Origin of the sequence: Gimesia algae (assembly GCF_007746795.1) — a bacterium.
GTDB classification, from domain to species: Bacteria; Planctomycetota; Planctomycetia; order Planctomycetales; family Planctomycetaceae; genus Gimesia; species Gimesia algae.
On the sequence record NZ_CP036343.1, the window covers coordinates 4,079,393 to 4,102,162 of the forward strand.

The window sequence follows — 22,770 nt, forward strand, 5'->3', positions numbered from 1 at the left end:
CCGAAAATCTGCTATACTATTATGGTTGAAAGACGCCCACACCAAAATCTCTAATCCGACCGCCGTTGGTGTCGGCGTGGCCACGCTCGCCGTGCTGGTCACGGTTATGGTAACGACCTTGCTCTACAATCACACCGTCAACCTGCTCACGGATAACCTGCGCGAGCGGCTGCTCGCCATTGTCACCACGCAGGCGGCAAACATCGATGTCGCCGAAGTGGAAGCGCTGCAGGTGGAAGGTGACTGGCAAAAGCCCGAGTGGGCGCGTCTGGTCAAACGTCTGCAGGCAGCCCGTGATCGTAACAGCGATATCGTTTACATCTACCTCTTCCGACGGAATCGAGACGATCCCCGTCAGTTGGAATTTGTCACCGATGCCGGGTCACTCAATCCCTACGCCAACTACGACGACGATCCCACCAACGATGTCGATAATAACGGAGACGGCCTGATCGAACCGGACGATGCCGACTATTTACAATGGCCCGGACAAGAGTATCCCGATCCGCCCGCCGAAGCGTTTCTGGCATTTGAGGGAGGCCTGACAAACGAGGACTTGTACGAGGATGCGTGGGGGCGGGTGCTGACCGGTTATGAGCCGATCCGCAACGAGGATGGCGAGACAGTCGCTGTACTGGCCGTGGATATGAAGGCCGATGATTTCTTCACAATCACACGTCAAACCCTCTATCCGTTTACGATATTCGTCGTCTTTCTGATCCTGATGTTGGTCTGTCTGGCCGGTCTGCTGATCGCCATCTGGCATGCGCGGGTCAAGTTTCTGCAGCAACTGGACCGTGAGAAAGATGAGTTGATTGGGATTGTGAGCCATCAGCTGGTGACACCGATCTCGTCGGTGCGCTGGTCACTGGAAGAGGTCATCCAGGGGGAATACGGGCAGATTCCGGCGGCAGCCAAAGCAGTGCTGCAAACGTCAGGCGGGACCGTGCGGTCGCTGCTGGACGTTGCCACGTTGCTGCTGGATGTATCGCGGATCGAACTCGGCCGCCTGCAAATGGAAAAAACAGAGCAGAATCTCCAGGAACTGTTTGCCTATATCATCCCCCCGATCCAACAGCGGGCCGATGAAAAGGGAGTGACGTTGAACGTGTCGTTACCCGCGAGATTACCGTCCGCGAAACTCGATCGCCGCCTCACGCACATGACCATTGAAAACCTGTTGAGCAACGCGGTGAAGTATACGCCGCAAGGAGGCACCGTCGATCTGACCGTGACAGTCACGGACGGAACATTGCACTGCCGGGTGCAGGACACCGGCATCGGGATCCCCAAGCAAGATCAGACCAAACTGTTCGGCAAGCTCGTGCGTGCCAGCAATGTCGAGAAAGTCGAGGGGAACGGGTTCGGCCTCTACGTGGCCAAAGGGGCGATTGAGCAACAGGGCGGGAAGATTCGTTTCGAGAGCACCGAAGGCCAAGGCACCACCTTCTATGTGGACTTGCCGCTCTGATACTATGCTCCTTCTATTCCCCTTCCCCTCTCACCATGCTAAAAGCCACTACCACAAAACGAGTCCTCGTTGTCGAGGATGACATCAACACCAACCACTCCCTGCAAAAGAAATTGGAAAAGCAGGGGTTTGAGACCGATGCCTGCTTCGACGGCAAAGAAGCGTTAAACCTCATGCGGGAGAAACAGTATGACGCCATTTTGCTGGATATCGTGATGCCCGTCGTCGATGGTTTTGAAGTGCTTGAGACGAGGGGCGAAACGCTGAATGCCACGACCCCCGTGTCTATCCTCACAACGGTTCCTCAGTCGCGGACGGAACGGGCGCTGGAACTCGGTGCGCACAAAGCCTACAGCAAAATGACCGAGTCCCCGGCAAGCGTCGTCGCACACATCAAAGCAGAGTTGGAGGAAGCCCCACAGGCATGATGCTCTGCAGACGATACTCTCTCCCATGCTGGACAATCTTTTGTCTTTTGCGTGAATGCGTTGTAGAGTCGTTGTCTGATGGAAACAATCCCCTTTCTGGAACTGCTGCATCGAGGCCAACGGCGGCAGACGGGCAACAAGTTCACGAGTCATCTGTACGCCGTACGCGACCTGCTCTCCGCAGCGGGTATCGAGGATGAAGAGATTCTGGATGCGGCGTTGTACCACGATGTTCTGGAGGACAGTGCCCTCACGCGGGAGTTTCTGGAGTTTCAATGCGGCACATCCATTGCCACCATTGTGGAAACCCTCACCAAGTCGGGATTGTGGCTGACGCGGTATTGCAAAGCCAAGCATGCCGCTGCGCAACTGGAAAGTGGTCTTGAGCAATGCCCCAAGGCGGCCGTCATCAAAATCGCCGATCGTCTGCATAACGTCAGCACGATTCGCGGGTTTTCACGCCCCAAGCAGCTGCTGTATCTCAGTGAAACCGAGCAGTTTCTGTTGCCGCTGTTTCGGCGGTGGCTCAATGACGAGAGACTGGCAGCATACCGGGGGCCGATGCAGGTGCTCGTGCAATATCTAGAAGAGGAAGTGGCCTGCAAACGTACCACAACCGCTCATGCATAGGGAGCGCTACTCTGTCGCGCAACTGGCTGAGCTGCTGGGTGTCTCCCCCGTCTGTGTGGAAGCGTATGTTGCCCTCGTCGTGCTTGGCAGCCTGAAAAAACAACAGGTCAACGACGTACTCGGCGTGCCCACCTACGTCTGCGATCAGGCCCTGGCCACACTCCGCAAACGCAACTTCATCACTAAGGGACTGCTCACCTACCGGACGGTTCCCTACACGCAGCTGGACCGACTCACGGACCGTCAGCGGCGGGCATTCGGATACATCGCCGGTTTCCGGCGGAAGGACAACGTGCATGACGGTGTGGGGATGATGCAGTATGAGGGATACGAGGGAATCCAGCGGGTCTATCTGGAGGTGCTCGACGAAGCAATCGCCAACGACGAAAGCATTCTGGCCTTTGAGAGCGGCCTGGATGCAGAGAGCGTCGGAGACGAGTTCATGCAGGCCTACATTGAGAAGCGGATTGCCGCCAAGGTGCCCGCATTTGTGTTGTCTCCCAATGAAGAACAGGACCAGGCGTACAAGGCACACTACGAAGGGAATCTCACCCACGTCCAACTCGTCGATGGCCTGGCCCTTGAAGCGAACGTGAACGTCGTCGGCAGTCTGGTCATGACGTATACGCTCAACCCCGCACGCGGCACGATCCGCCGAGACCAGGGAGAGGCGGAAACGCTCAAGTGCGTGTTCTGGAAATTGTGGGAACACGAGAAACGGATTGCGGAACGCGACTCACGCTGAGTCCTGCCGTTCCCACCACGTCGTTTTCCGGTAGCGGATGTTCTGTGGTTTCTCCCCCTGTTTCTCCGGAAAGGTCACCGATGCCGCCTGCGTCGCCTGCATACTCTCCAGGGCTTCCCCCAGGGTGTTGGAGCGTTGCAGCTGCGTGCTGGCGGTTTCCAGATCGACTTTGGCGCTGACTGGCAGAGAGCTGGTCACCGCATACCGTTCCTGGAATCCGTTATCTTCCTTCTCGCGGTTGTCGTGGCCGTTATGGCCCGTGAAGCGAATCTGATACGGAAAGTATTCCGGCTCCTGCTCGTGCTTCCACGAGGTAAGCATCAGATTTTGATGATTGCCGTACAGAATGCCCCGCTCTCCGAGAATCTCCTCACTCCGTCTGCGGGCCGTTTCGTAGAATCCGGGATGATTCACGTCGATGCCATCCTCCACGTAGGCCCCGCCGTCCACAAGGGCCGCATGTATTTTGCGATAGATCGCCCGACGATGCTGGTGCATTGCTGTCGAGCTGGTTGGATCGAGAAACTCATTGGCCACAAACCAGAACGCAATCGCAATCGCATACCGCTGGTGGGCGATATCGGCCGTGCGGAAATCACCGCGCAGCAACTGCAGTTTCACTCCGTCCGTCTCTTGCCAGCCGTCTGTGCCATAGAGACTTTTCGCCTTCTCCTCAATGGCGTCCACATGCGCGTCCATCAGATCGTTCATCACGATCCGCTCAATGCCGATCTTGCGTGCCAGCTGCACGTAGACTTCCAGCAACCGACCATCCCCTGCTCCGATGACGAGCAGTTGCCGGTGTGCCCCCTGCACACTCTCGCCCAGGATCTCGTTTTGCTCCAGCTGCTCGCGGATGCGTTTGATGAGGTCCGTCAGCAGCACGGCATCGGAATAGTTGTGGTCTTCGGCGTAGTCTGCGAGATGGAGGGGGGCGTACGAACGGCAGAGTTTCGTTAGATACTGTTCGTACGGCAAAGCGGTCTGACCGGCGAAGATTTGTTCTGCCGCTTCCACTAGATGGTCGTGCATGATGGCGGGATGCTCTGTTTTTTGTGCAGGACCGTGTTCCGGCAGATTTTCTGCGGGCTCTTCGGTGCCGGAATTGTGATGATTGGGGGTCTGCATGCCTCAAATGGGGATCGACGCATTCGAATGATACGGCGACTCCTTTCGGTATTCCAGAAAGTCGCTGAGAACCTGAAAAGAGGCTGCATTTAACTACCGTTTCGTGAGTGTGTCAACTGTTTGAGCGGTATATACGGAGCCGTTTGAGCGTGGTCGGGACAGCGGCAAGCACACGGTTGGTAATCGTGTGCTGTTATGTGTTATGGCTGTGTTGCGGTTTCCATGTCCCTTTGAGAGCAGAAAAAAAGCCCCGTGAGGGGCTTATTCTCACATCGTTTTGGCGATAATGGCTTCCAACCGGTCAATGGTATCCTGCCGTGATATCCCAGAACACTGCTGTAAGAAACAAAGATCTTTGACCGCTTGATCACAACCCTCGAGAAGCTCAGGAGCAGCTAATAGCAGATTATCGTTGAATCGCTCCTCCTCTTGAAGAGCAAAGACTTCTTCTTCTGTCTCCAGTTCATCCAAACTGTCTGTTGATGTGTTGTGAAGGGTGGCAATGATCTTGCCATTTGCTGCAACCAGGAGAAGGGTGTCATAGCCATCGTCCCCATATTGGATTCGCCAGGGGGAAGGGCTGTGTGCCGATGATGTGTTTGTGGCGTTTGCCATGATGAAAGAAGGAAAGAAAACAAATCGCCGACGTTGCTCGCCAGCATGTTCTTTTTACTGCCCAACAGTCAAGGAGGAGCACCCGTAGGGGAAGCTCCTTGCGTTGGGCGTACAATGTAAAAAAGGCGAGCACGTAACTCTCACGTCTTGAAAGGCTGCTCAACAGAAGAAGATCAATTGGTTACTCTAAAATGGATGATCAAAAGTGAGAGCCCGTGTGTTCCTCTTGCCAAGGCATTTCGTTCCATTCATGTTATGCCTCGTTAGGAATCAATATTCAGCTACTGTCCTCTGAATTCAATCTGCATGCTTGAAACAAGGACGGCAAACGAAATTCTGTTTACCGCCCTGCGCCTGCTTCCTTTAGTTTTCTTCTGAGCTTTGCTTTTGAGAAGAAGTATCCCCTTTGCTTGCTGTTGATAGTGTGGACTTTTCCTGTTTTTCCTCTTCGGGACTCTTTGATCCACCGTTTGTCATAACTTTCTCCTGCTCGAATATAGAGTTCACAATATAGTCCATTTTGGACTATTCCAATACGGACTATACGATTCGCCTTTCTTTTTTTCAAGAGGCGATATGGAAAAGTCGATTTTTACCCAAGAATATTCAATCATGCTCCGCTTGCTGAAAGAAACTCGAAAGAGGTTGAAAGTTTCACAAGTTGATTTGGCTGAACGACTTGGGCAAAGCCAGTCATTCGTGAGTAAGTGTGAACGCGGTGAGCGTCGCATGGATGTGATTCAATTACGAACGGTGTGCCACGCATTGGGAACCACTCTGCCTGATTTCGTCAAAGCATTGGAAACAAGATTGAAGCAGAGTGGTAATAAGAAATCAAGACGTTGATTCATCTGTAGAATCGAGATCAGAGCTATAATTGGTCTGATCTTCTTCTACTTCCATCTCTAACAACTGAGTTGTTCGGTTATAGTATTTTCGAAGTGTATCACGCGAACCCGCAAAAAATATCAACAAAAATATTCCAAGTAAGGCTTCGATCCATCCCATGGGAGCGGACCACAAACCAAGTGAAATCCTCCGGGCACTATAAACTATAATCATGGCAATAATCGAATTGGCATAAAATTGGTAATAGTGGTAATGAATTTCGATCAGTCGATCAAAGGCATTGATATTCTTCTGCAGCTTTGAAAAATTCCAGCCTGGATCAGAAATACCTGTCCAATGGTGAATGGTATCGATGACTATCCAACGAATCGTGCTGACTGTGAGCCCCACTGCGACCGAACCAATTGTGATATATAAGAAACCTCCGACCGTCGGCGATTCGCTGGGAAGTATTCCGATCCAAGTCTGAACCGTAGTGGAAAAAAAGCTGATTCCCCAGAGCGTTGTAAATCCGGGAACAAGATAAGCAATTAAAAATCCAAAGTTGTTGATGGAAACAGTCTGCATTTCATGAGAAGTTTAGCAAGGATTTTCATTAAAGCGAAATGGGAACCGATTGTTTTCCGTACTTTCACATTTTACATAATGTAATCTTGATTCGTCACAGATGTACTAAAACAATTTTTTCTGAGTCTTAGGGTGATCATTTTCAGATGCTGATTTAGTACTTGGAGGTTTTTCTTTCGCTGGTTGATGTGTGCCATTATCAGCATCTCCGTTTTCCATTCGCTGCTCCAGACGGAATAACCACTGGGGAACTTCCATGATATTGTGGGGTATTTTCTGTTCTTGATCTGGTTCGCGTGAATCTGCTTCTTGCTGAGCAAACAAACTCTGTGTTGCTTTTCGGGCCGCATCAGTGATAAAAGGCACCGGCGCCTGTTTCAGCGGGATATCTCGGATTACTCCGCGACGTCTGCCATGGGGAGATTCGTGATAGAAGCTGCCAATCCGGTAGGCAAATTTCGATTCCAGCGTCAGTGAGTTGCCACAAACCACATAACCATACTTGCCTCGCAAACCGAGATTCAAAGCCGTAATCCGGACGCAGCGCGCATCAATGTCTTGGCCGCATAATTCTGCCTGTGGATTGATCTCCCCCGCTTTCAAGAGCATCCGTCCGGTACCACAGCAAGGATCGTTAATCATAAGAGCATGTCCATCATCCGTTTTTTCTTCAGCATCAATGGTCAAATTAGCAAGAAGTTCTGAAACCGATTCCGGAGTCAAAAATTGCCCCTTTTCCCCATACGAAATGCTGGCTTCAAATAAGTCTCCCAGTAAATCTTGATCCTGCTCCGACATACCCTCAATCAGCTGCGCAAGAAACTTCGGAAACAGATCCACGCCCCGCTTTCCTTGAGAGCCCTCTGTGTGCGCTTTGATCGCCTCAAAATAAGCAGGTTCCATCGTTTCTGCGGCCAGGGCGGCCACACACGCTTGGAGGACGTCTTCGAAAGCTTTACCGCGGCTGACACTCGATCTCTGGGAAATACTTTCCAAGGTATTGAATAGCTGCCGGGTGTGGGAATAAAAGAATTGCTCTTTGGCCATGGCCGCGTAGCCTGCCTCAGAATCAAATATGAGGCAAGAGATTTCACAGCGATGTGAAAGTTAATTGATTTTGTCTAATTCATCACGCGGCAGAGCAAGACGTGCTGCATGGCGAACCGTGAGTACATACACGATTTGTTCCCGAATCGTAAACACAATCCGAAATGGGCCGTACAGGGCCTGACGGATTTCTACTTTCACAAATTCGTTTTCGGGGGCCAGACCGCAGGCTTCCGGAAAGGTTTCGAGACCAGCCAATTTTTGCTCCAGACCGGCTTTCCAATCCCGAGGATCTGCCGGTCCCTGTTTACGGATATAAGCAAAGGCACTTTTAATATCCGCTTCAGCCCGCTGAGAGAGTTCTACCCGAAATGTCATGCGTCGTCGAGTTCGGCCAGAACATCACGGAAGGGACGGGTGCGGCCCGCATCCACGTCAGCCAGACCTTTGTTTAATGCGTTAAGGGAAGCCGCCAGTTCCTCATCCGTGCCCACTCCCAGCATGTCGCGATAGATTTCAATCGACATGAGGATGTACTTTCGCCCTTCTTCATCCACTTCCACCAGTCCGTGCTGTTGGTCTAGGGCGTTCCGCTGTTCTTCGGTGAGTCGTGGTTTTAACATAACGCTATTATAGACGATGAGGGGCGCAGTTGTCACTAAGAAAGCCTGACAATTCGGGATCAGCAAAATGCCAGACCATGGTGTCCCACCCAAAAAGAAGAGGGATCAAAGCAATCAGGCATCATCATCCAGGCCGAGGAAAATGCCTTTTGAATCCGTGTCTGCACGGCTTCGAGGGGTTGCGCGTATTGACGCCGTGATTGCGCACGTACAATCGTGGCCCGATTTGAATCGGCGATTTCTTTGAGCTTGATAGTTTCCATCGTGAAGGCAGGGCGGGACATGCCGTCAATCATGAGGCGGACACAGGCACGATATTTGGGGAGTGCGATTAAATCGGCTGCCGTTATATGGCCCGTCAGTTGTTCTGCGAGGAGAGTGGCATCATTCGGGCCTACGGCAAAGACCAGCAGGCTACCGACGTTTCCGAAGACTGCTTGCAGAGTCTCTGGATCGACTTGATCGAGGAACTGGGTTGCCAGACACAGACCGATTTTGTATTTACGGGCTTCGGACAGGAACGCGGAAAAGCTGGAAGTCGCCACATTCTGAAATTCATCGACGTAAAGATAAAACGGCCTGCGTTCCTGCTCCGGGATGGTGGCTCGTGTCATGGTTGCCAGCTGCAGTTGCGTCACGAACAGGGAACCAAGAAACGAAGACGTTCGTTCGCCCAGTTTTCCCTTGGAGAGATTGAGAATGATGATTTTGCCACTGTCCATTGCTGCTTGGAAATTAATTCTGCTCTGCGGCTGTGAGACCATGTTACGGATCACGGAGTTCGTGAGTAATTGCCGCAATTTGTTCTCAACCGAAGCAAACGGATCTTCCCCTTTGAGAGATCGTAGTTTCGGGAAAGTGGTCATCCACCAGTTGCGGACTACAGGATCGTCAATACGGGCCAGAATCTGTCTGCGAAAACTATCATCGAATTCAAACATCCGCAGCATATCAAGAATCGTTGAATCCCCTGCCAGCATCAGTGCCAAGACGGTGTTCCACAGAATGTCTTCCAACCGGGGCGTGTGCGTACCGGTTCCGAATACCTTGCGAAACGTGCTGACCACACCATCGCAGGCCACATCAACCATGGCAGGATCCACATCCAGTGGATTGAAGCCGACGGGATAGCCAATATCACTGGGATCAATCAGGATCACGTCATTGGTACGCTGACTCGGCACGGACGCCAGCACAGCCTCGGCCAGATCACCGTGCGGATCAACGACAGCCAAACCCTCCCCTGCCCGCATGTCAGACAAAATTGCATTCTGCAGCACCGTCGATTTGCCATTTCCGGTTTTGCCCACTATGAACAAATGCCGAAACCGGTCTTCGGTCCGCATTCCGAAGCGTTCCTCTCGCTCCTGAAATGCGACCCGCCCCAATTCCGAGACTCCTGATTCCCTTTTCTTGAGGGGTAACTCCACCGGCGGTTCCAACCGCCGAGAATGGGTTGACTGTAATGAAACATCCCGTACCGAACTGGTCGGCAGATGCCACATCGTTGCCAGTTCTTCATCAGAGAGTAAAAAACCACGACGATGTGAGTGTCTCTCGTACCGGGAGATAGAAGAAGATTGAAACAGCCCTAGTCGTGGTTCGGTAAATTTGTGCAATACCGCAGCCATCTCGTGCAATTTACGCACGGCAGTCTGCTTTTGGTCAGCGGGTGCATGTACCGTTAAACGCAACCGCACTTCAAACAAATGTTGTCCCAGTTTGACTGACGCTGCTTGTAAATCTTTTTCGTTGTCGTGCATGCGGGAAGCCGTTTTGTTGAGTTCTTCGTCCAAGCCGAATCGTTCTTCACTCTTCCCAACGAAGAAACGCACTAAGCACGCAGCTAACACCCGTTGCCAACGCTTCGGGCTGCTGGCGGCCATCGCATATCTGCGGGCCAGACTCCGGTGTTTCCGAAAGAAAGGACGCGCCAAGCGTTCCACCGCCGCTTGTGCCTGCTGGCAACGGCGGGGACTGGCGGGAATCACCGTCAATTCGAACAGCGCCTGAAGATCGCCATGGTCCGGAGCCACCGCCTGCAGCACGCCCCCCATCGGATCATCGACCTCATCATGAATCACATCTTCAAATTGCTGATATCGCAAAATCGGAAACAGATCAGGCCGCAGATGCAAGGTCATCGTCCAAGTTTCAAAACCTACGGGACAATCGAGTGCATCCTCTTCCAGCAGTGTGATCGTACAATCGGGATACTTGGCGTGAAACTGCCCTTGAACCAAACCATGCAACAGACCGGGAAATCGACAATACAAGCCGACTTGTTGCTCATGGCGCCCGATGAGGAACGAAATCGGTAGTTTTTTCGAAGACGCGTGATGCACGGCTGCCAGAATCGACCGCATGTGTCGCGGTCCTCGTTCGTTGGTGGGAGTGTCATTGATGGAAATTAACATGTGGGGCAACAGCCTACAGCAGCAGAACGGAATTGTCAGTGTCAAGCAAACCCGACTCTTCGACAGCAATGGGTTCTTGGATTGTTCAGAATAAAGTCGCTTCGTGACCAAGAACCCGCGTCTGAAGTTGCCTGTTTCATCGGCGGGTCTTGTCCCGTTGTGGCTTGCAATCTGCTCGGGAATGACTGACCAGTCCAGGAGGACATGTCCCACAGGAGTGGCGAGGATGATTTTGAAAAACGACCCTCTGCACCATCGGAGCAACGAGCCTGCCAACAGGAGTCGTACCCTATCACAGGGCAACCGGCGTGGCCAGTACAGCAGAGTGAATCTGAAACTGCCGCGCCTGTGATCGCAACAGCGGAATGTTTTTGTTCTGTGGTGAGTGAAAACAGGGACGGAAGAACGCATCGAGGTCTGCGAGATAGTCATCCAGCAACACCACATAAAATGGTGAGAATGATCGTCCGTCCGTCAATTGCCTGGCAAGATCGACAATATGTTGTAATCGATCTGCTGAACCAGTGATGGGGAACAGCACACGATATGGTTGAGGTGTCACAACGAGATCAAGCAGATAGCGTTGCATTTTACTCAGGATGCTGTCAGCGCTTTTGTAAGAGAGCACTGATTCGGTGCTGTTATCCAATTCCACACAATAAGAGAGCTGGCTTCCATTCGGCAACGTCAGCGTAAACCGGGCATCAGGCCAAAGTGGCCGTTCTCCGCAATCGATGCGGAACGTGTTTTCAGGATGAAAATCAGTAACCTTGATTCCACGAAAATGGGCGGCAAGATAGGTCTGCACGATGAATTGTGACAAGGCCCGCTGATGCCGATGTCGGCCGGGACTGATTTCGCGAAAGAAGCGTTTGGTAGGCGGTTCGATCTGGTCGTCCTGCATCACCGTGCGATAACCGGTCAGCGTTAGTTTGTAGTAGAGCCGGGCACCCCCCTGGCCTGTCGTGGCATACCGCCACGCCTGCAATTGGCTTGCGGCGCTTAAATCTTGCATCCGCTCCTGTACTCGCCGCAAACTGGTAAAGGGTTGTGACCAAGTCTGGCTTAATTTGAGAATTTCTTCCGCCATCAACGGACACCGCGTCAAAGCCATCAGGATTTCCTCATCGCGGGACGTTTTTTGCCAACGTGTTTTTGTGAGGGATCGTGTTGCCATACGTTGGTGATCAACGTAACATGTCTCCCATTTAATTGCTCATACTCTCACTTGCATGACCCAACAAAAACGTGGTTACATCGATGTTGATGCCCTGCAACGGGAACTGATTTCTGCCGGTGATGTTGTGGAACGCATCGCCAGTTTCTACAGCATCTCGTTACCGGAACTGCACAAAACCCAAAACGAAACCCGCATAGCCTGTATATTCGCCTGTGGCAAACAACAGGAAACCGGTGACCGAGCCATCTCCATCAAAACGAAACAGGACGGAGCCGTGTTTCGCTGTTTTCAGTATGGCTGCACAGTTCGCGGTAATTTGCTGAACCTGATGTTTCTGATGAAGCACGATAGACAGCCAACCGGCGATAAGCTGAAGGGTGCAGAGTTCAAAGAAATCGCAACGGACCTGCAAGCCATTGTTGCAGGACATTCACAGGAACCTGGAGAGGAAAAGTTATCAACAAACCATTTACCGGAATCAGTATCCGATGAATCCCCTCTCGAAAATTTTCCACTCAAAGACTCAGAAAATGAACGAGCGAGAGAACTGGTTCGCCTTGATGAACGATTTATGACCGACGTGGCAGAGATGTCTCCCCAAGCCGCCGCTTATAAACGACAACGTCCCTACATGACGCCCGAGATTATGCAAAAATTTCGCTGTGGTTATCTGCCCCATGATGCGGGGAGTCTCTTGCGCGGTCACTTCGTCTATGGATATCCTGATGCCGACGGAGAAATTCTGACGTGGTTTGGTCGCAATCTCAACTACGAAGACCAGCACAAAAAATGGCAACGCTCCGGTGACAGTTCTAAAGAACCCCATAAATTCAAATTTGTGAAAGGTTTTCATCGGGGATTAGAACTCTATGGAGAACCGCAGTTTCATGAGCTCGCGACTCCGGAACAACTCCAGCAAACTGGCATCATTCTGGTCGAAGGGCCCAATGATGTGATCAATTTGCACACCCTCGGCATTCCCGCTTTGGCAGTCTGCAGCAACACCATTACCGAAACCCAAGCTGACAAGTTAGCAACGCTGGCAAACGAAATTCCCGGCGGTCATATCTCGGTGATGTTTGATCTTGACCAGGAGGGCGAAAACGGTGCGAAACAAACTGTGCTGGAATTGGCAAAGCGCTGTCAGGTGCGTTTTGCATGGTCAAACGATCCTGCCGATGGTCAATTTCATATTCGACAACCGGAATCCGTGACATCCGAAGATTGGGATACGACGATTCTTCCGGCCCTGATGCATGTATCGTAAACAACCGCTCGTACGGCAATCGCGTATTTTGTTTTCGCTGATGGCAATTCTAGACAAGGTGTAAGCAATTTATGCTGCGAAAAGATTTTACGTTGGGAAATTTGCTAAAATGAACGTTTTACGGGATGTTAGAAATTGTTCATGTGCCGGATAGTTCTGTAAATATGGGTTGGCTGAATATTTTGACCTTACAGGGTCGCACTGTCTGAATAATATACTTACGCTTTCAAGATGAACCAAAACTCTTGATTAAAGACCTATAGTAACATACTTCAATATTTCTAGAGGTCATCTCAAAACCGTTTTAATAGTGTAAATAGACATCCGAGTATAACAAAGCTTTCGTAGAGATAATCATGGTATTCCCAGCGTGTGACAATCCGGCGGTAGTTGTGCAGCCAGGCGATGGTTCGCTCGACGATCCAGCGCCGTTTGTACCGCCTGAGTTTGCGGCCATCCTGTTTTACAGGCCTCACACGGCCTTTGCGATGCGGACAAATCAAATCGATTCCCTGCTCACAAAGACGATCACGCAATCCGTCCGAATCGGCCGCCTTGTCATAGACCAGACGCTCGGTTTGTCGATTTTGCATTGTCGTTTTTTCAAGCAATGGCTCGATCAAAATCACTTCATTGCGACTGGCCGAAGCTGTGTCGATCGCCATAGGGGTTCCATGACGATCCACCTGAATCATCACTTTAGTTCCTTTGCCACGACGAGTCGGGCCAACTCTTCTACCCCTTTTTTTGCCGAAGCAAATGTGCCATCAGCAAAGGTTTCAGAGAAATCAATTTGGCCGGCATCATCCATTCGTTCTAAGATGATTTGCCAGGCAGCTATGAGCCGCCCTTCGATTGTCCATTGTTGGAAACGGCGATGGCAGGTTGCTTTAGAGGGATATGCTTTGGGTAAATCCTTCCATCGGGCTCCCGTGACCAGTACCCATAAGATTCCTTCGAGGCAGTCACGAGGATGGACCTTGGGACGCCCCCTTTTTCCGCAGGAGGCTTCCAGGGAAACAGGTCTGCCAGCAAATTCCATTGTTTATCGGTTAAAACGACCGGGCGATCCGTCCTGGACACCGAGTTTGTGGAAGACCGATGTCGTTTCGGCCACCAAACCAGTGTCAGATACATGAGAGGTTCTCCTTTCCGGGGAACATTACATGCAAACGTCACGCCAAACAGTTCACCTTTTTTGACCTTTTGAGACTGCTTCTAGTTAAAATTCAGCCGAATAAATTATTCCTATGTCGTCACAGTATCTCTGAATACATCGAATTGTTCTAAAATCAGGGAACCTAAACACCATGACGGTGTCAAGGATGGTTTCATGCAAGAGCATCCTTGATCACTTCTCCATGCACAAACATAAGACGACGTTCAAGACCGTTGTGGTAATAGGTTAATTTTTCATGGTCGAGTCCAAGCAGGTGCAAGATCGTTGCGTTGAAATCATAAACAGATGTGGGATTAATAGCCGTTTTAAATCCGAATTCGTCACTCTGGCCATAACTGAAACCTTTCTTGACTCCCGCTCCGACCATAAAGCATGTGAAGGCATCAGGATTGTGATCTCGCCCAGCTCAGTTGTCCAGCAGAAAAGGCATGCGACCAAATTCAGTACACCAGACAACGAGCGTCTCTTCCAGCAAGCCACGTTGTTTGAGGCCTTGTATCAGAGCAGCAGGCGCTTGACTGCCTGCTGCTTCTGACGTGTTGTGCTTTTGCCTTTGTCGATCAAATGACAATTCAGACATTCGATAGACATTCGGAAAACCTCCCCTCAGTGATTAGTGAATTCACACTCCCCCGGATTCATCAGCTTGTTGAGATTGTCGCTCGGACAACTTTTCCGCTGGGCCGAAGCGGACGGCGTCGTCATGTTCCGACAATGGGACAAAACGGTCCCAACCGACGAGTTCCACCTCTACCCCTTTGAGCTTGTACTCCTGGACGTAGTGGAGGATCGTTTCGACCGACGTGTGGTCTATGACGTTCGATAGCGGAGCAAAATGCAGCCGTAGCGTCTTTGTGTTGTCGTGAACGGACTGCATCTCACGAATGACGTGAAGCAGATTGAAGCAGTGCAACGGCCGATCAAACGTGAGTTCGCACACGCCGTTCTGGAATTCGCGGTTCCCGACCGGATTTCGAAAGAGGCCCAGAAAATGCGAAAAGAAACCGCGCTTGCCATTGATTCCGCTGATGCGGTTTGCCAGGCGGATTAACGACATGTTGATCAGCAGCTTCACAAACACACCAACCGCAATTCCGATCAACAAATCTGTTGAAACCGTGACGACGATAGTCAGCAGAAACACACCGAGCTGCTCGGGCCCGATATTGGAGATGTGCTTCCAAACTTTTGGGCCGCAGAGCTTCCAGCCAATAAAGATCAAGATCGCCGCCAGGACAGCCAGTGGAACTTGATTGATCAGCCCACGGCCAAGGCTCATGAAGACGATTAACGTGACTGCGTTGAAAAAGTTAGCCCACAGTGTACGGCCACCGCCGATGATGTTCGCAGTGCTTTTTACGATACCTGGAATGATCGTCAGTCCGCCCACAATGCTCGATGCTGTGTTACAGATTCCCATCGACTGCAGTGTCTGGTCTGGATCGGAACGGCGTTTGTAAGGATCTAGCTTGTCGACCGCCATGATTGTAGCGAGAGACTCGGTGGCATCGATTAGAATCAGGACCAAGACAAGGTAGCCCAGTGCAGTCCAGGTGCTCGGGGCAAAGATGATCCGACCGAAGTCTGGCATCTGCATACCGTTCTGCAGCGGATTCTCGGGGATCTGTATGCAGTACATCGGATCGATGCCAAAGGTCAACTGTGCCGTGATCGCCCCACCGATAAAAACCCAAACCGGAGGAGGCACGACCTTAAAGAGTTTGAACGGCAATGCGTTCAGGATGAACAGTGCGGCCGTGCAACTGAGCCCCGTGGCCAGCACCGCTCCATTGGCCTCCGAGAACCTGCGTGGTGCTTCAGCCAGGATCTCCCAGAACTCGTGTGCCTCGAACGTAGTGCCCAGCAATAGCGGCAGCTGTTTTACGATGATCAGCATACCAATGGCTGCCAGCATACCTTCAATAGCGGCTGCCGGAAAGATTGCCGATAACCGGGCAACTTTGAATCTCGCCAGAATCGTCTGAAGCACGCCGGCGATTGCGATCGCAACGAGCACGAGTGGATAGCCGATCTCAAGTAACTCGGCTGTTGATTTCCCGGCTGCAACATCTTTACCTACCTCAGCGGTAGCCAACGCGATAATTCCACTGAAGAGTGCCGGAGCCAATCCAGCTGCTGGGCCACTGATCGTGACATACGAACCACCAGCAATCGGCAGGATAAAGCCAGCGATGATCGAAGAAATCACTCCGCACACGGGCGGAGCACCCGACGTAATCGCGATTCCCATTGAAAATGGTAGCGAAATCATCGCTACCATGATCCCCGATCGAAGATCGTAGATCCAGTGCTTCAGACCAGGCAGGCCGTTTTTAGGTTTGCCGGTCAGGGAATTGGTTGATGCACTGTTGCCAGACTCCGTGATCGTTGCTGGGTTAAACCCATCGGTTGTCGTACTAATTGTTTGATCGGACATCGAATTTCCTGCTGATGGTGTTGATATTGAAGTTGAGATCAGGAACTGGATCACACAATTCGCAAACACTCACGGAGAGCAATTGCTGTGGATGACCAACACCCGTGGAGAAAACGGCGGAACGTCAAGCCGTTTGAAAAGGGGTGCGCGAACTTCACTACCTAGCAGAACTCAGTTAGAGCTTGCCAGTACGGGACATCGCAGCACGGGTATCAGCAGAGAGGAGGTCCACGTTCGAGATGAATGGAGACAAGAACCAAGCTCATGCTGGCCGCCGACTCGTGAGCAATACCTTCCTGGTGTTCCGGAGATTGTACCTTCGGCCCACAACAAAGCCGAGCAAACAGCTTCGGCAACTCGTCAAGTTCAACCTCCTCACCGTCGCTCTCGAACTCGCTGGACTTCGCTTGCACCAGGAACGTGTTCACTGTGCCGATTAACTGCGATGCGACAACCAAACCGACCACCAGAAAGGCGAGCAGCCAGTGACATCGACGAATTATTGCGACTGTACCAACCATGTTCGGGATTTTACGCGATTCTCTGTTTTACGTCAACTGACAATCGTTTTAGGCAGCAGAGTATCAATCGACTTCAGCAGCTTGCGTTTGACTCTTGCTTGCGAATGTGCGTCTGGTTCCTTCTAACAGGCATCGCAGCACAAGAAACTAGTTCATCCCCAATTCATAATTTTGTTTTGCTTGGTCTGAAATTAGATGCGAAGAAACCGCTATGACATGCCCTAAAACCTCCCATTTCGCTAACACGTTATTTCAGTAAGATGTGATGGAGTCCGATTGGGAATGAAACGAAGCCAAAGCAAACAACACAAGCGATTCATCAAGTTCTGTTTGCGAAACTCATCAAATACGATACATCAAACAAAAACGAACGATTTCTAGGAAGAATCCGAATTGCACTGAGCTGAACATTACTCCTGCTATCTTATCTGACGGACTCAGTCCGAAAAACCTTGGACAACTTGGCAGCAGTCATTTTTCTTCTGTTTCTGGCACTTCCTCAGAGCGGAATTCAAAACTTTTTGCACGTGTTGAAGGTCTTTTAGCCGTGTTTTAATATCTGCAAGTCGCTCTTCAATTAATCCTTGGACGCTCCCACACGTTGGTGTGTTACCAGAATCGTCCGACAACAGAGCTCTCACGTCGTCTAGCGTGAAGCCCGTTGCCTGAGCAGCACGGATAAATCTCAGTTTTTTCAATGATTCGTTACTGTATAGCCGGTAGTTCCCGTGGCTGCGATCCTCGGGTTCGACAAGCCCTATGCGTTCGTAATACCGTAATGTTGTCGTCGGAATCTCAGCAACTTTTGCCAATTGGCTGATTGTGTATTGGCCGTCCATTGTCATTCCCAAAACTTGGTCGAATGCGAAATTACCGATTTCTATGAAATCGGCTTGACATTGTACTCAGGTGCAACCTCTATAATAATCAAAGAATGAGCATCCGACAAGAAACCATCTCAACGAATTGAAAAAGGTATATCTTCCATGACCACGGATACGACGGCAAAGAAGAGACTTACGTGCCCATCCTGTGAACAGAAAGCAAAACGCGTGAGCACCATCACTCTTGGAGCATTACTTGTTGAGGAATGTGCCAGTCAGTTTGTAAAGGACGGCAATGATCGTTGTGACATTGATGGCTGCAATCCACTCGCTGGAGATACTGGATGGCGGTTCTGTGAGTCTAAGGCCTGTGATGTCGTGTACTTCTCCGAAGAAGGCAACACGATGTTCACAGGATCGCAACTCAAAGTTCTGGTAGGTATCAAGGAAACGGAAGGCGAAAGACCGCTGTGCTACTGTTTCGGCCATTCCGTCGACAGCATTAAGGGCGAGCTTCGGTCGAAAGGACAATCTAGTGCCCTTGAAGACATCCGAGCCAAGATGAAAGACCCCGGATGCCGATGCGAGAACGAGAATCCATCCGGCTCCTGCTGTCTCGGTAACGTGAAGAAAGGGATTAAGGTTGCACAAGAAGAGCTAAGGTTGGCCGATTCTGACATTCAGATGTCAACTCCTGCCAAGTCATCCACTGGCAAGGGTGAGAAGATTGCCAAGATCGGAACCATCGTCTCTGCCATTATGGCGTCGAGTTGTTGTTGGTTGCCCTTGGTTTTGTTGACTGTCGGTGTTTCTGGTGCCGGGATCGCTTCGACAATGGAAGCTTATCGCCCGACGTTCATGGTGGTCACATTTGGCTTTCTGGGAGCAGCGTTTTACTTCACATATCGGCCAAAGAACGCTGTTGTCGCTGGCAGGCACGATTGTTGCTCCACCGAAGCAGCCGTCGAGAACGACTGTTGTGTGTCTGCGTCAAAAAGCCGATTCAGCATGATGACGCTCAACAAAGCCATGCTATGGCTGGTCACTATCATGGCGGTCGCCTTCCTGTTTTTTCCAAGCTACGTCGGAGCGATCATCGGTGGCAGTGATGGCAAGGCCGTTACTGAGAACATGAACCGAGCAGTTATCAAAGTTGAAGGGATGGCCTGTGAAGGCTGTTCGGCCCTTGTTGCCGAGGCAATTCATACCGTGCCGGGTGTTCTAGCCGTAAAAGTTGACTACGAAAAAGGTGAGACCGTTGTCGGCACAAAACTTGATCAGCCCGTACCGATAAAGGAGATTAGGGCTGCTTTGGAGAAGGCAGGATTCAGTGGAGCCTTCGTTCGTGGACAGACTGAGCATTAAGAGCAAGCCGACGGTACTTAGGTATCTACTTACACTTAGTGTTTTAGCCGTGACATGAGCGGTCAGTGCAGTCTATACTGTCCGAGCTTGCTGGTGCCCAGTCCTTGACCATCGATCCCGAGCCCCGTGAGGCTGTGGTGAGGTAACTGAGAATCCGAAGAATCGACCCATTTTGCGGACTCAATATGTGTGCGTGGAAGCCATGCGTATTCGCGGATTCATAGCAAACCAAAAAACTTTGGTCAGAACGGCTCCTGGAGTGTCCGATCAAATCAACCATAAAACAAACGAAATACAGCTTGAAGCTGATAGGCAAAACATCTCGATTTTTTATTACACGCTTCATGGCTCGCGGATGGTTGATTTGTTGTCATACTCTTTGTGTTGAGAGACAGAAGCTGAATTGTCATCCTAATGAGCTCAGAATTTCAGAAGCTTAATGAGTGAATCAGTATTCCCCATCGAAGTGTCCAGATTTTTCACTTGACAAGATACTAAAAGATTAGTATTAATGTGACTTCTTAATGAAATGGAAAGAGATGAAAAGGATTTCTACTCATGCATAATGGGCTGACCGGCATCAGCGAATGTTCGCAACGCCAGCAGTTGAAATGTTTTAGTCTTCATGGATTTAAACCTCTCAATAATCTGTCTCGATCTCGGCAGTCACGTCGTGGCTTTACGATTCTTGAATTACTCGTCACCTTTGGGATCATCGGCACTCTTATGGGCCTGATCCTGCCTGCTGTCGGCTCTGCCCGAGAAGTTGCACGGCAATTACAGTGCAAAAATCAGCTCAAGCAAATTGGTCTCGCGCTCCATTCTTATCACGACACCAATAATTGCCTGCCACCTGGCTGGCAATGGGAGGCATCGAGGCAATCTGCTTATAGTTGGTCCGTGACGCTGCTACCATATCTGGAACAACGAGCACTCTATAGTCAAATTGACCGCAATCAAATCATCGAACATCCTTTCAATGACTCTGCTCGACGCACTTCGATTCCAGACTTCCTCTGTCCTTCAGACATCATTGATCCGACGTTTATGCTTTTTAAAGAGAATGAATTAGCTGGGACAATGTCGACTCTGTTCGAACTTCCGACTGCGAACTATGTTGGAGTATTCGGAACGATCGAGCCGGACGATGAGATTCCTGCCCCGCTTGGAGACGGGGCATTCCTTGAATCCAAACCCGTCCGCTTTGCCTACCTACAGCGCGGTTTAAGCAACACCATCATTGTGGGAGAACGAACGATGGCAAAAGTACCATCAACGTGGCTGGGCATAGACTCTTCTGGCGAAGATGCAGCCTGCCGACTCGTTGGAATGGCAATGACTACGCCTAACTGCAATTTCTGTGATGAGTGTGAATTTTCCAGTCGCCATCCAGGTGGTGCAAATTTTCTGTGGGCCGATGGCCGTGTTCAGATGCTCTCGGAAAATATTAACTCTACGAAATACCAACAACTGGCCCGTAGGACAACAAAGTTTTGATAGTGAAGCTATTTCATGTTACCAAATAAGTGTATTTTTCTTTTTTTGAATTCAGTTACGACAATAGATTTAGTGATCCATTCGCGTGGAAGGAATATTTATGCCTGAACTTCATCTGACCAAATGCGAACTCGAAGTAATGGACGTTGTCTGGCGGAAAAAACGTGTCACTGTTCAGAATGTTGTCGATACTCTCGAACGCCCACTGGCTTATACGACCGTCATGACAACGTTGAAGATACTTGATGAGACACGCGGAGTCGTCCGACGGATGAAGGAAGGCCGCGCCTATGTCTATGAGCCAGCGGTCTCGCGCGAGAAAATTAGTCGCAACATGGCTGATGACCTTACTCAGCGGCTCTTCGGCGGATCGGTGAAATCGCTTGTGCTCAGCCTCGTCGAAAGCGATTCAATGTCGCGATCAGACATCGAGGAATTGAAACAGGCAATTCAATCCTTGGAGAAAGACTCATGACGTCAACACAATTCCTTGAATTGGCTATTTCACTCTCCGTGCAAGTTGCGCTCGTTATTATCGTGGCCCATTGGTTAGGACGGCTCGTAAATAGCGAACAGATGCAGTGTCGCTTATGGACCATCTGTTATGTGGTTCTACTTTCGCTGATCGGAGTTGCCCTATTGTTACCCCATCCCAGATTATTCCAGCCTTGGGTTTCGATTGGTGCGCAGCACACAACAACGCTTGTAACCATAGAAATGCAGTTAGGACAAATATTATTCTTTGTTTGGCTTGCCGGAGCCAGTGTTTCCTTGATGGTATTTTTCTTTCGCTCTTTTCAAGTCAATCGCTTTCTCAATACTTGCCAACCTCTTGATCTCGACGAATTTGTTTCTGAAGAGAATCAACTCGACATTCCTGAACTGACATCCTTTCCATCGAAACAAAGACTTCGATTATTAACAAGTACGAGGTTGACGACTCCATTTTGCTCCCAGTTCCACTATCCTTACATTGTAGTACCGGAATATCTGCTCGGATTTGATCGTCAGAAATTAAACTTCATCATCCGGCATGAATTAGAACATCTCAAAACCGGACATCCGCTGCAATTATTTCTACAGCGTGTAGTTGAAGTGATTTTTTGGTTTCATCCAATGGTTTGGTGGGCATCGCAGCAGTCTTCCATTAGTCGGGAATTCGCCTGTGATGAGGCGGCAATTGATTCACCATCAGATATCGTCATGTATTTGCAAACATTACTTACAATCATGGAATACAGTGCATCGCAAGCGGAAGAGACGCCCACATCACTGGCATTTGGAAGAGGAAAGAGCATCGTTGCCAAACGCGCTCGCCGCCTCACCCAAATTGCCAAGAGAAAAGAAATCGATCGTCGATCCCGAATTTTGGGTCCGGCGGCGTGTTTCAGCCTTGTGATGTTGGCAACCTTGATTGGATTTTTGTGGCTACCAATTGATGTGCTTGCATCGTCTCGTACTAATTGGTCGCCTTGGCCAACTTGGTCTGCAGGCGTCTTACATGACTTTGATATTCCCGCTCGTGACTTCGAAGTTTTCGACCCCCGAATTGAACTGCACGAACTGTTGGAACATCAGACACCTGAGAGTATCGATGACGACTAGTTGAATGAAAATTCAAATACCCATTTTTTTGATCGCAATTACTAATGTCTTAGGAGGTGGGCTTCTTGTGATGCAAAGCACAAATACAAAATTCAGTACAGATATTCGAGTTAGTGAATCGACTTGGCTGACAGGGTTGAGCATCATCGGAATATCCCTCGCTTATAGAAGTATTAACTGGCGTAGTTTGAAAGGTCGGGAAATTTAGATTCTTTGAATCCCTTTTTTTACTACGAACTACTAAGCATTTAGGAATTCCAATGAACTCAAATTGAACACTTGATTGTAAATATGACTTCCGTTGAACGGACTAAGACACCTCCTTATTCGTTTGAAATGACGCTTTGCTCTCCTATCTGTCCGCTGGCAATCAT

The 22,770-nt window shown here is 50.3% G+C and carries 22 protein-coding genes and 1 pseudogene; 10 read left to right on the forward strand and 13 right to left on the reverse strand.

Annotation, left to right across the window (positions count from 1 at the left end; all coding sequences use genetic code 11):
* Nucleotides 1–25 precede the first annotated feature (25 nt).
* The 4 genes from Pan161_RS15050 to Pan161_RS15065 all read left to right on the forward strand — a co-directional run bounded on the left by Pan161_RS15050 (nucleotide 26) and on the right by Pan161_RS15065 (nucleotide 3,274).
* Nucleotides 26–1,471 (forward strand): sensor histidine kinase, encoded by a 1,446-nt coding sequence (locus tag Pan161_RS15050; RefSeq protein WP_145228372.1) that lies wholly within the window; start codon nucleotides 26–28, stop codon nucleotides 1,469–1,471.
* 35 nt (nucleotides 1,472–1,506) lie between these two features.
* The gene (locus Pan161_RS15055) at nucleotides 1,507–1,899 is read left to right on the forward strand and encodes a response regulator (RefSeq protein WP_145228374.1); all 393 of its coding nucleotides are present in this window, start codon (nucleotides 1,507–1,509) and stop codon (nucleotides 1,897–1,899) included.
* Nucleotides 1,900–1,977: 78 nt separating this feature from the next.
* Nucleotides 1,978–2,529 carry an HD domain-containing protein gene (locus Pan161_RS15060; protein WP_145228376.1) on the forward strand — a complete coding sequence of 184 codons (552 nt, stop codon included), beginning with the start codon at nucleotides 1,978–1,980 and terminating at the stop codon, nucleotides 2,527–2,529.
* The gene (locus Pan161_RS15065; protein WP_145228378.1) at nucleotides 2,522–3,274 is read left to right on the forward strand and encodes a hypothetical protein; all 753 of its coding nucleotides are present in this window, start codon (nucleotides 2,522–2,524) and stop codon (nucleotides 3,272–3,274) included. Before Pan161_RS15060 ends, Pan161_RS15065 begins: the two co-directional genes overlap by 8 nt.
* Here the strand turns inward: Pan161_RS15065 and Pan161_RS15070 are convergent.
* Together Pan161_RS15070 and Pan161_RS15075 are read right to left on the reverse strand one after the other, a co-directional pair.
* Nucleotides 3,266–4,402: a hypothetical protein gene (locus tag Pan161_RS15070; RefSeq protein ID WP_145228380.1), complete on the reverse strand. Its 1,137-nt coding sequence runs from the start codon at nucleotides 4,400–4,402 to the stop codon at nucleotides 3,266–3,268. The two genes, Pan161_RS15065 and Pan161_RS15070, sit on opposite strands and share 9 nt — an antisense overlap.
* Nucleotides 4,403–4,669: 267 nt before the next feature.
* The gene (locus Pan161_RS15075) at nucleotides 4,670–5,017 is read right to left on the reverse strand and encodes a hypothetical protein (RefSeq protein WP_145228382.1); all 348 of its coding nucleotides are present in this window, start codon (nucleotides 5,015–5,017) and stop codon (nucleotides 4,670–4,672) included.
* 576 nt (nucleotides 5,018–5,593) lie between these two features.
* Here Pan161_RS15075 and Pan161_RS15080 point away from each other — a divergent pair.
* The gene (locus tag Pan161_RS15080; RefSeq protein WP_145228384.1) at nucleotides 5,594–5,863 is read left to right on the forward strand and encodes a helix-turn-helix domain-containing protein; all 270 of its coding nucleotides are present in this window, start codon (nucleotides 5,594–5,596) and stop codon (nucleotides 5,861–5,863) included.
* Here the strand turns inward: Pan161_RS15080 and Pan161_RS15085 are convergent.
* From Pan161_RS15085 to Pan161_RS15110, 6 genes are all read right to left on the reverse strand, one after another.
* A complete protein-coding gene (locus Pan161_RS15085; RefSeq protein ID WP_145228386.1) occupies nucleotides 5,852–6,433 on the reverse strand; it encodes a hypothetical protein in 582 nt (193 codons plus the stop codon). The two genes, Pan161_RS15080 and Pan161_RS15085, sit on opposite strands and share 12 nt — an antisense overlap.
* A gap of 105 nt (nucleotides 6,434–6,538) precedes the next feature.
* The gene (locus Pan161_RS15090) at nucleotides 6,539–7,480 is read right to left on the reverse strand and encodes an N-6 DNA methylase (RefSeq protein WP_145228388.1); all 942 of its coding nucleotides are present in this window, start codon (nucleotides 7,478–7,480) and stop codon (nucleotides 6,539–6,541) included.
* A 60-nt stretch (nucleotides 7,481–7,540) separates the two neighbouring features.
* Nucleotides 7,541–7,858: a type II toxin-antitoxin system RelE/ParE family toxin gene (locus Pan161_RS15095; RefSeq protein WP_145228390.1), complete on the reverse strand. Its 318-nt coding sequence runs from the start codon at nucleotides 7,856–7,858 to the stop codon at nucleotides 7,541–7,543.
* Nucleotides 7,855–8,139 carry a hypothetical protein gene (locus Pan161_RS15100; protein ID WP_145228392.1) on the reverse strand — a complete coding sequence of 95 codons (285 nt, stop codon included), beginning with the start codon at nucleotides 8,137–8,139 and terminating at the stop codon, nucleotides 7,855–7,857. The genes Pan161_RS15095 and Pan161_RS15100 overlap by 4 nt, the downstream gene beginning before the upstream one ends.
* A gap of 23 nt (nucleotides 8,140–8,162) precedes the next feature.
* Complete coding sequence (locus Pan161_RS15105; protein WP_145228394.1) at nucleotides 8,163–10,520, reverse strand: type IV secretory system conjugative DNA transfer family protein; 2,358 nt, start codon at nucleotides 10,518–10,520, stop codon at nucleotides 8,163–8,165.
* Between the two features lie 292 nt (nucleotides 10,521–10,812).
* Nucleotides 10,813–11,697: a replication-relaxation family protein gene (locus Pan161_RS15110; RefSeq protein WP_145228396.1), complete on the reverse strand. Its 885-nt coding sequence runs from the start codon at nucleotides 11,695–11,697 to the stop codon at nucleotides 10,813–10,815.
* Nucleotides 11,698–11,752: 55 nt separating this feature from the next.
* Here Pan161_RS15110 and Pan161_RS15115 point away from each other — a divergent pair, with 55 nt between their 5' ends.
* Complete coding sequence (locus tag Pan161_RS15115; RefSeq protein WP_145228398.1) at nucleotides 11,753–12,967, forward strand: toprim domain-containing protein; 1,215 nt, start codon at nucleotides 11,753–11,755, stop codon at nucleotides 12,965–12,967.
* Nucleotides 12,968–13,260: 293 nt separating this feature from the next.
* Here the strand turns inward: Pan161_RS15115 and Pan161_RS15120 are convergent, their stop codons facing one another.
* The 5 genes and pseudogenes from Pan161_RS15120 to Pan161_RS31385 form a co-directional block, all read right to left on the reverse strand.
* Nucleotides 13,261–13,662, reverse strand: coding sequence for a transposase (locus Pan161_RS15120; protein ID WP_145228400.1), 402 nt, complete (start codon nucleotides 13,660–13,662; stop codon nucleotides 13,261–13,263).
* Nucleotides 13,662–14,009, reverse strand: a complete 348-nt coding sequence (locus tag Pan161_RS15125; protein ID WP_145228402.1) for a transposase — start codon at nucleotides 14,007–14,009, stop codon at nucleotides 13,662–13,664. Before Pan161_RS15125 ends, Pan161_RS15120 begins: the two co-directional genes overlap by 1 nt.
* Nucleotides 14,010–14,298: 289 nt before the next feature.
* Nucleotides 14,299–14,727 (reverse strand): annotated as a pseudogene (locus Pan161_RS15130) (DUF1501 domain-containing protein).
* 42 nt (nucleotides 14,728–14,769) lie between these two features.
* Nucleotides 14,770–16,584 carry a SulP family inorganic anion transporter gene (locus tag Pan161_RS15135; RefSeq protein WP_145228404.1) on the reverse strand — a complete coding sequence of 605 codons (1,815 nt, stop codon included), beginning with the start codon at nucleotides 16,582–16,584 and terminating at the stop codon, nucleotides 14,770–14,772.
* A 958-nt stretch (nucleotides 16,585–17,542) separates the two neighbouring features.
* Nucleotides 17,543–17,950 carry a heavy metal-responsive transcriptional regulator gene (locus Pan161_RS31385; RefSeq protein WP_390620701.1) on the reverse strand — a complete coding sequence of 136 codons (408 nt, stop codon included), beginning with the start codon at nucleotides 17,948–17,950 and terminating at the stop codon, nucleotides 17,543–17,545.
* A gap of 207 nt (nucleotides 17,951–18,157) precedes the next feature.
* Between Pan161_RS31385 and Pan161_RS15145 the strand changes: the two genes are divergently transcribed.
* The 4 genes from Pan161_RS15145 (at nucleotide 18,158) to Pan161_RS15160 (ending at nucleotide 22,396) form a co-directional block, all read left to right on the forward strand.
* The gene (locus Pan161_RS15145; protein ID WP_197995310.1) at nucleotides 18,158–19,294 is read left to right on the forward strand and encodes a mercuric transporter MerT family protein; all 1,137 of its coding nucleotides are present in this window, start codon (nucleotides 18,158–18,160) and stop codon (nucleotides 19,292–19,294) included.
* A gap of 558 nt (nucleotides 19,295–19,852) precedes the next feature.
* Complete coding sequence (locus tag Pan161_RS15150; protein ID WP_145228410.1) at nucleotides 19,853–20,791, forward strand: DUF1559 domain-containing protein; 939 nt, start codon at nucleotides 19,853–19,855, stop codon at nucleotides 20,789–20,791.
* 100 nt (nucleotides 20,792–20,891) lie between these two features.
* On the forward strand, nucleotides 20,892–21,266 hold the full coding sequence (locus Pan161_RS15155; protein WP_145228412.1) for a BlaI/MecI/CopY family transcriptional regulator: 375 nt from the start codon (nucleotides 20,892–20,894) through the stop codon (nucleotides 21,264–21,266).
* The gene (locus Pan161_RS15160) at nucleotides 21,263–22,396 is read left to right on the forward strand and encodes a M56 family metallopeptidase (protein ID WP_145228414.1); all 1,134 of its coding nucleotides are present in this window, start codon (nucleotides 21,263–21,265) and stop codon (nucleotides 22,394–22,396) included. Before Pan161_RS15155 ends, Pan161_RS15160 begins: the two co-directional genes overlap by 4 nt.
* The last annotated feature ends 374 nt before the right edge of the window (nucleotides 22,397–22,770 follow it).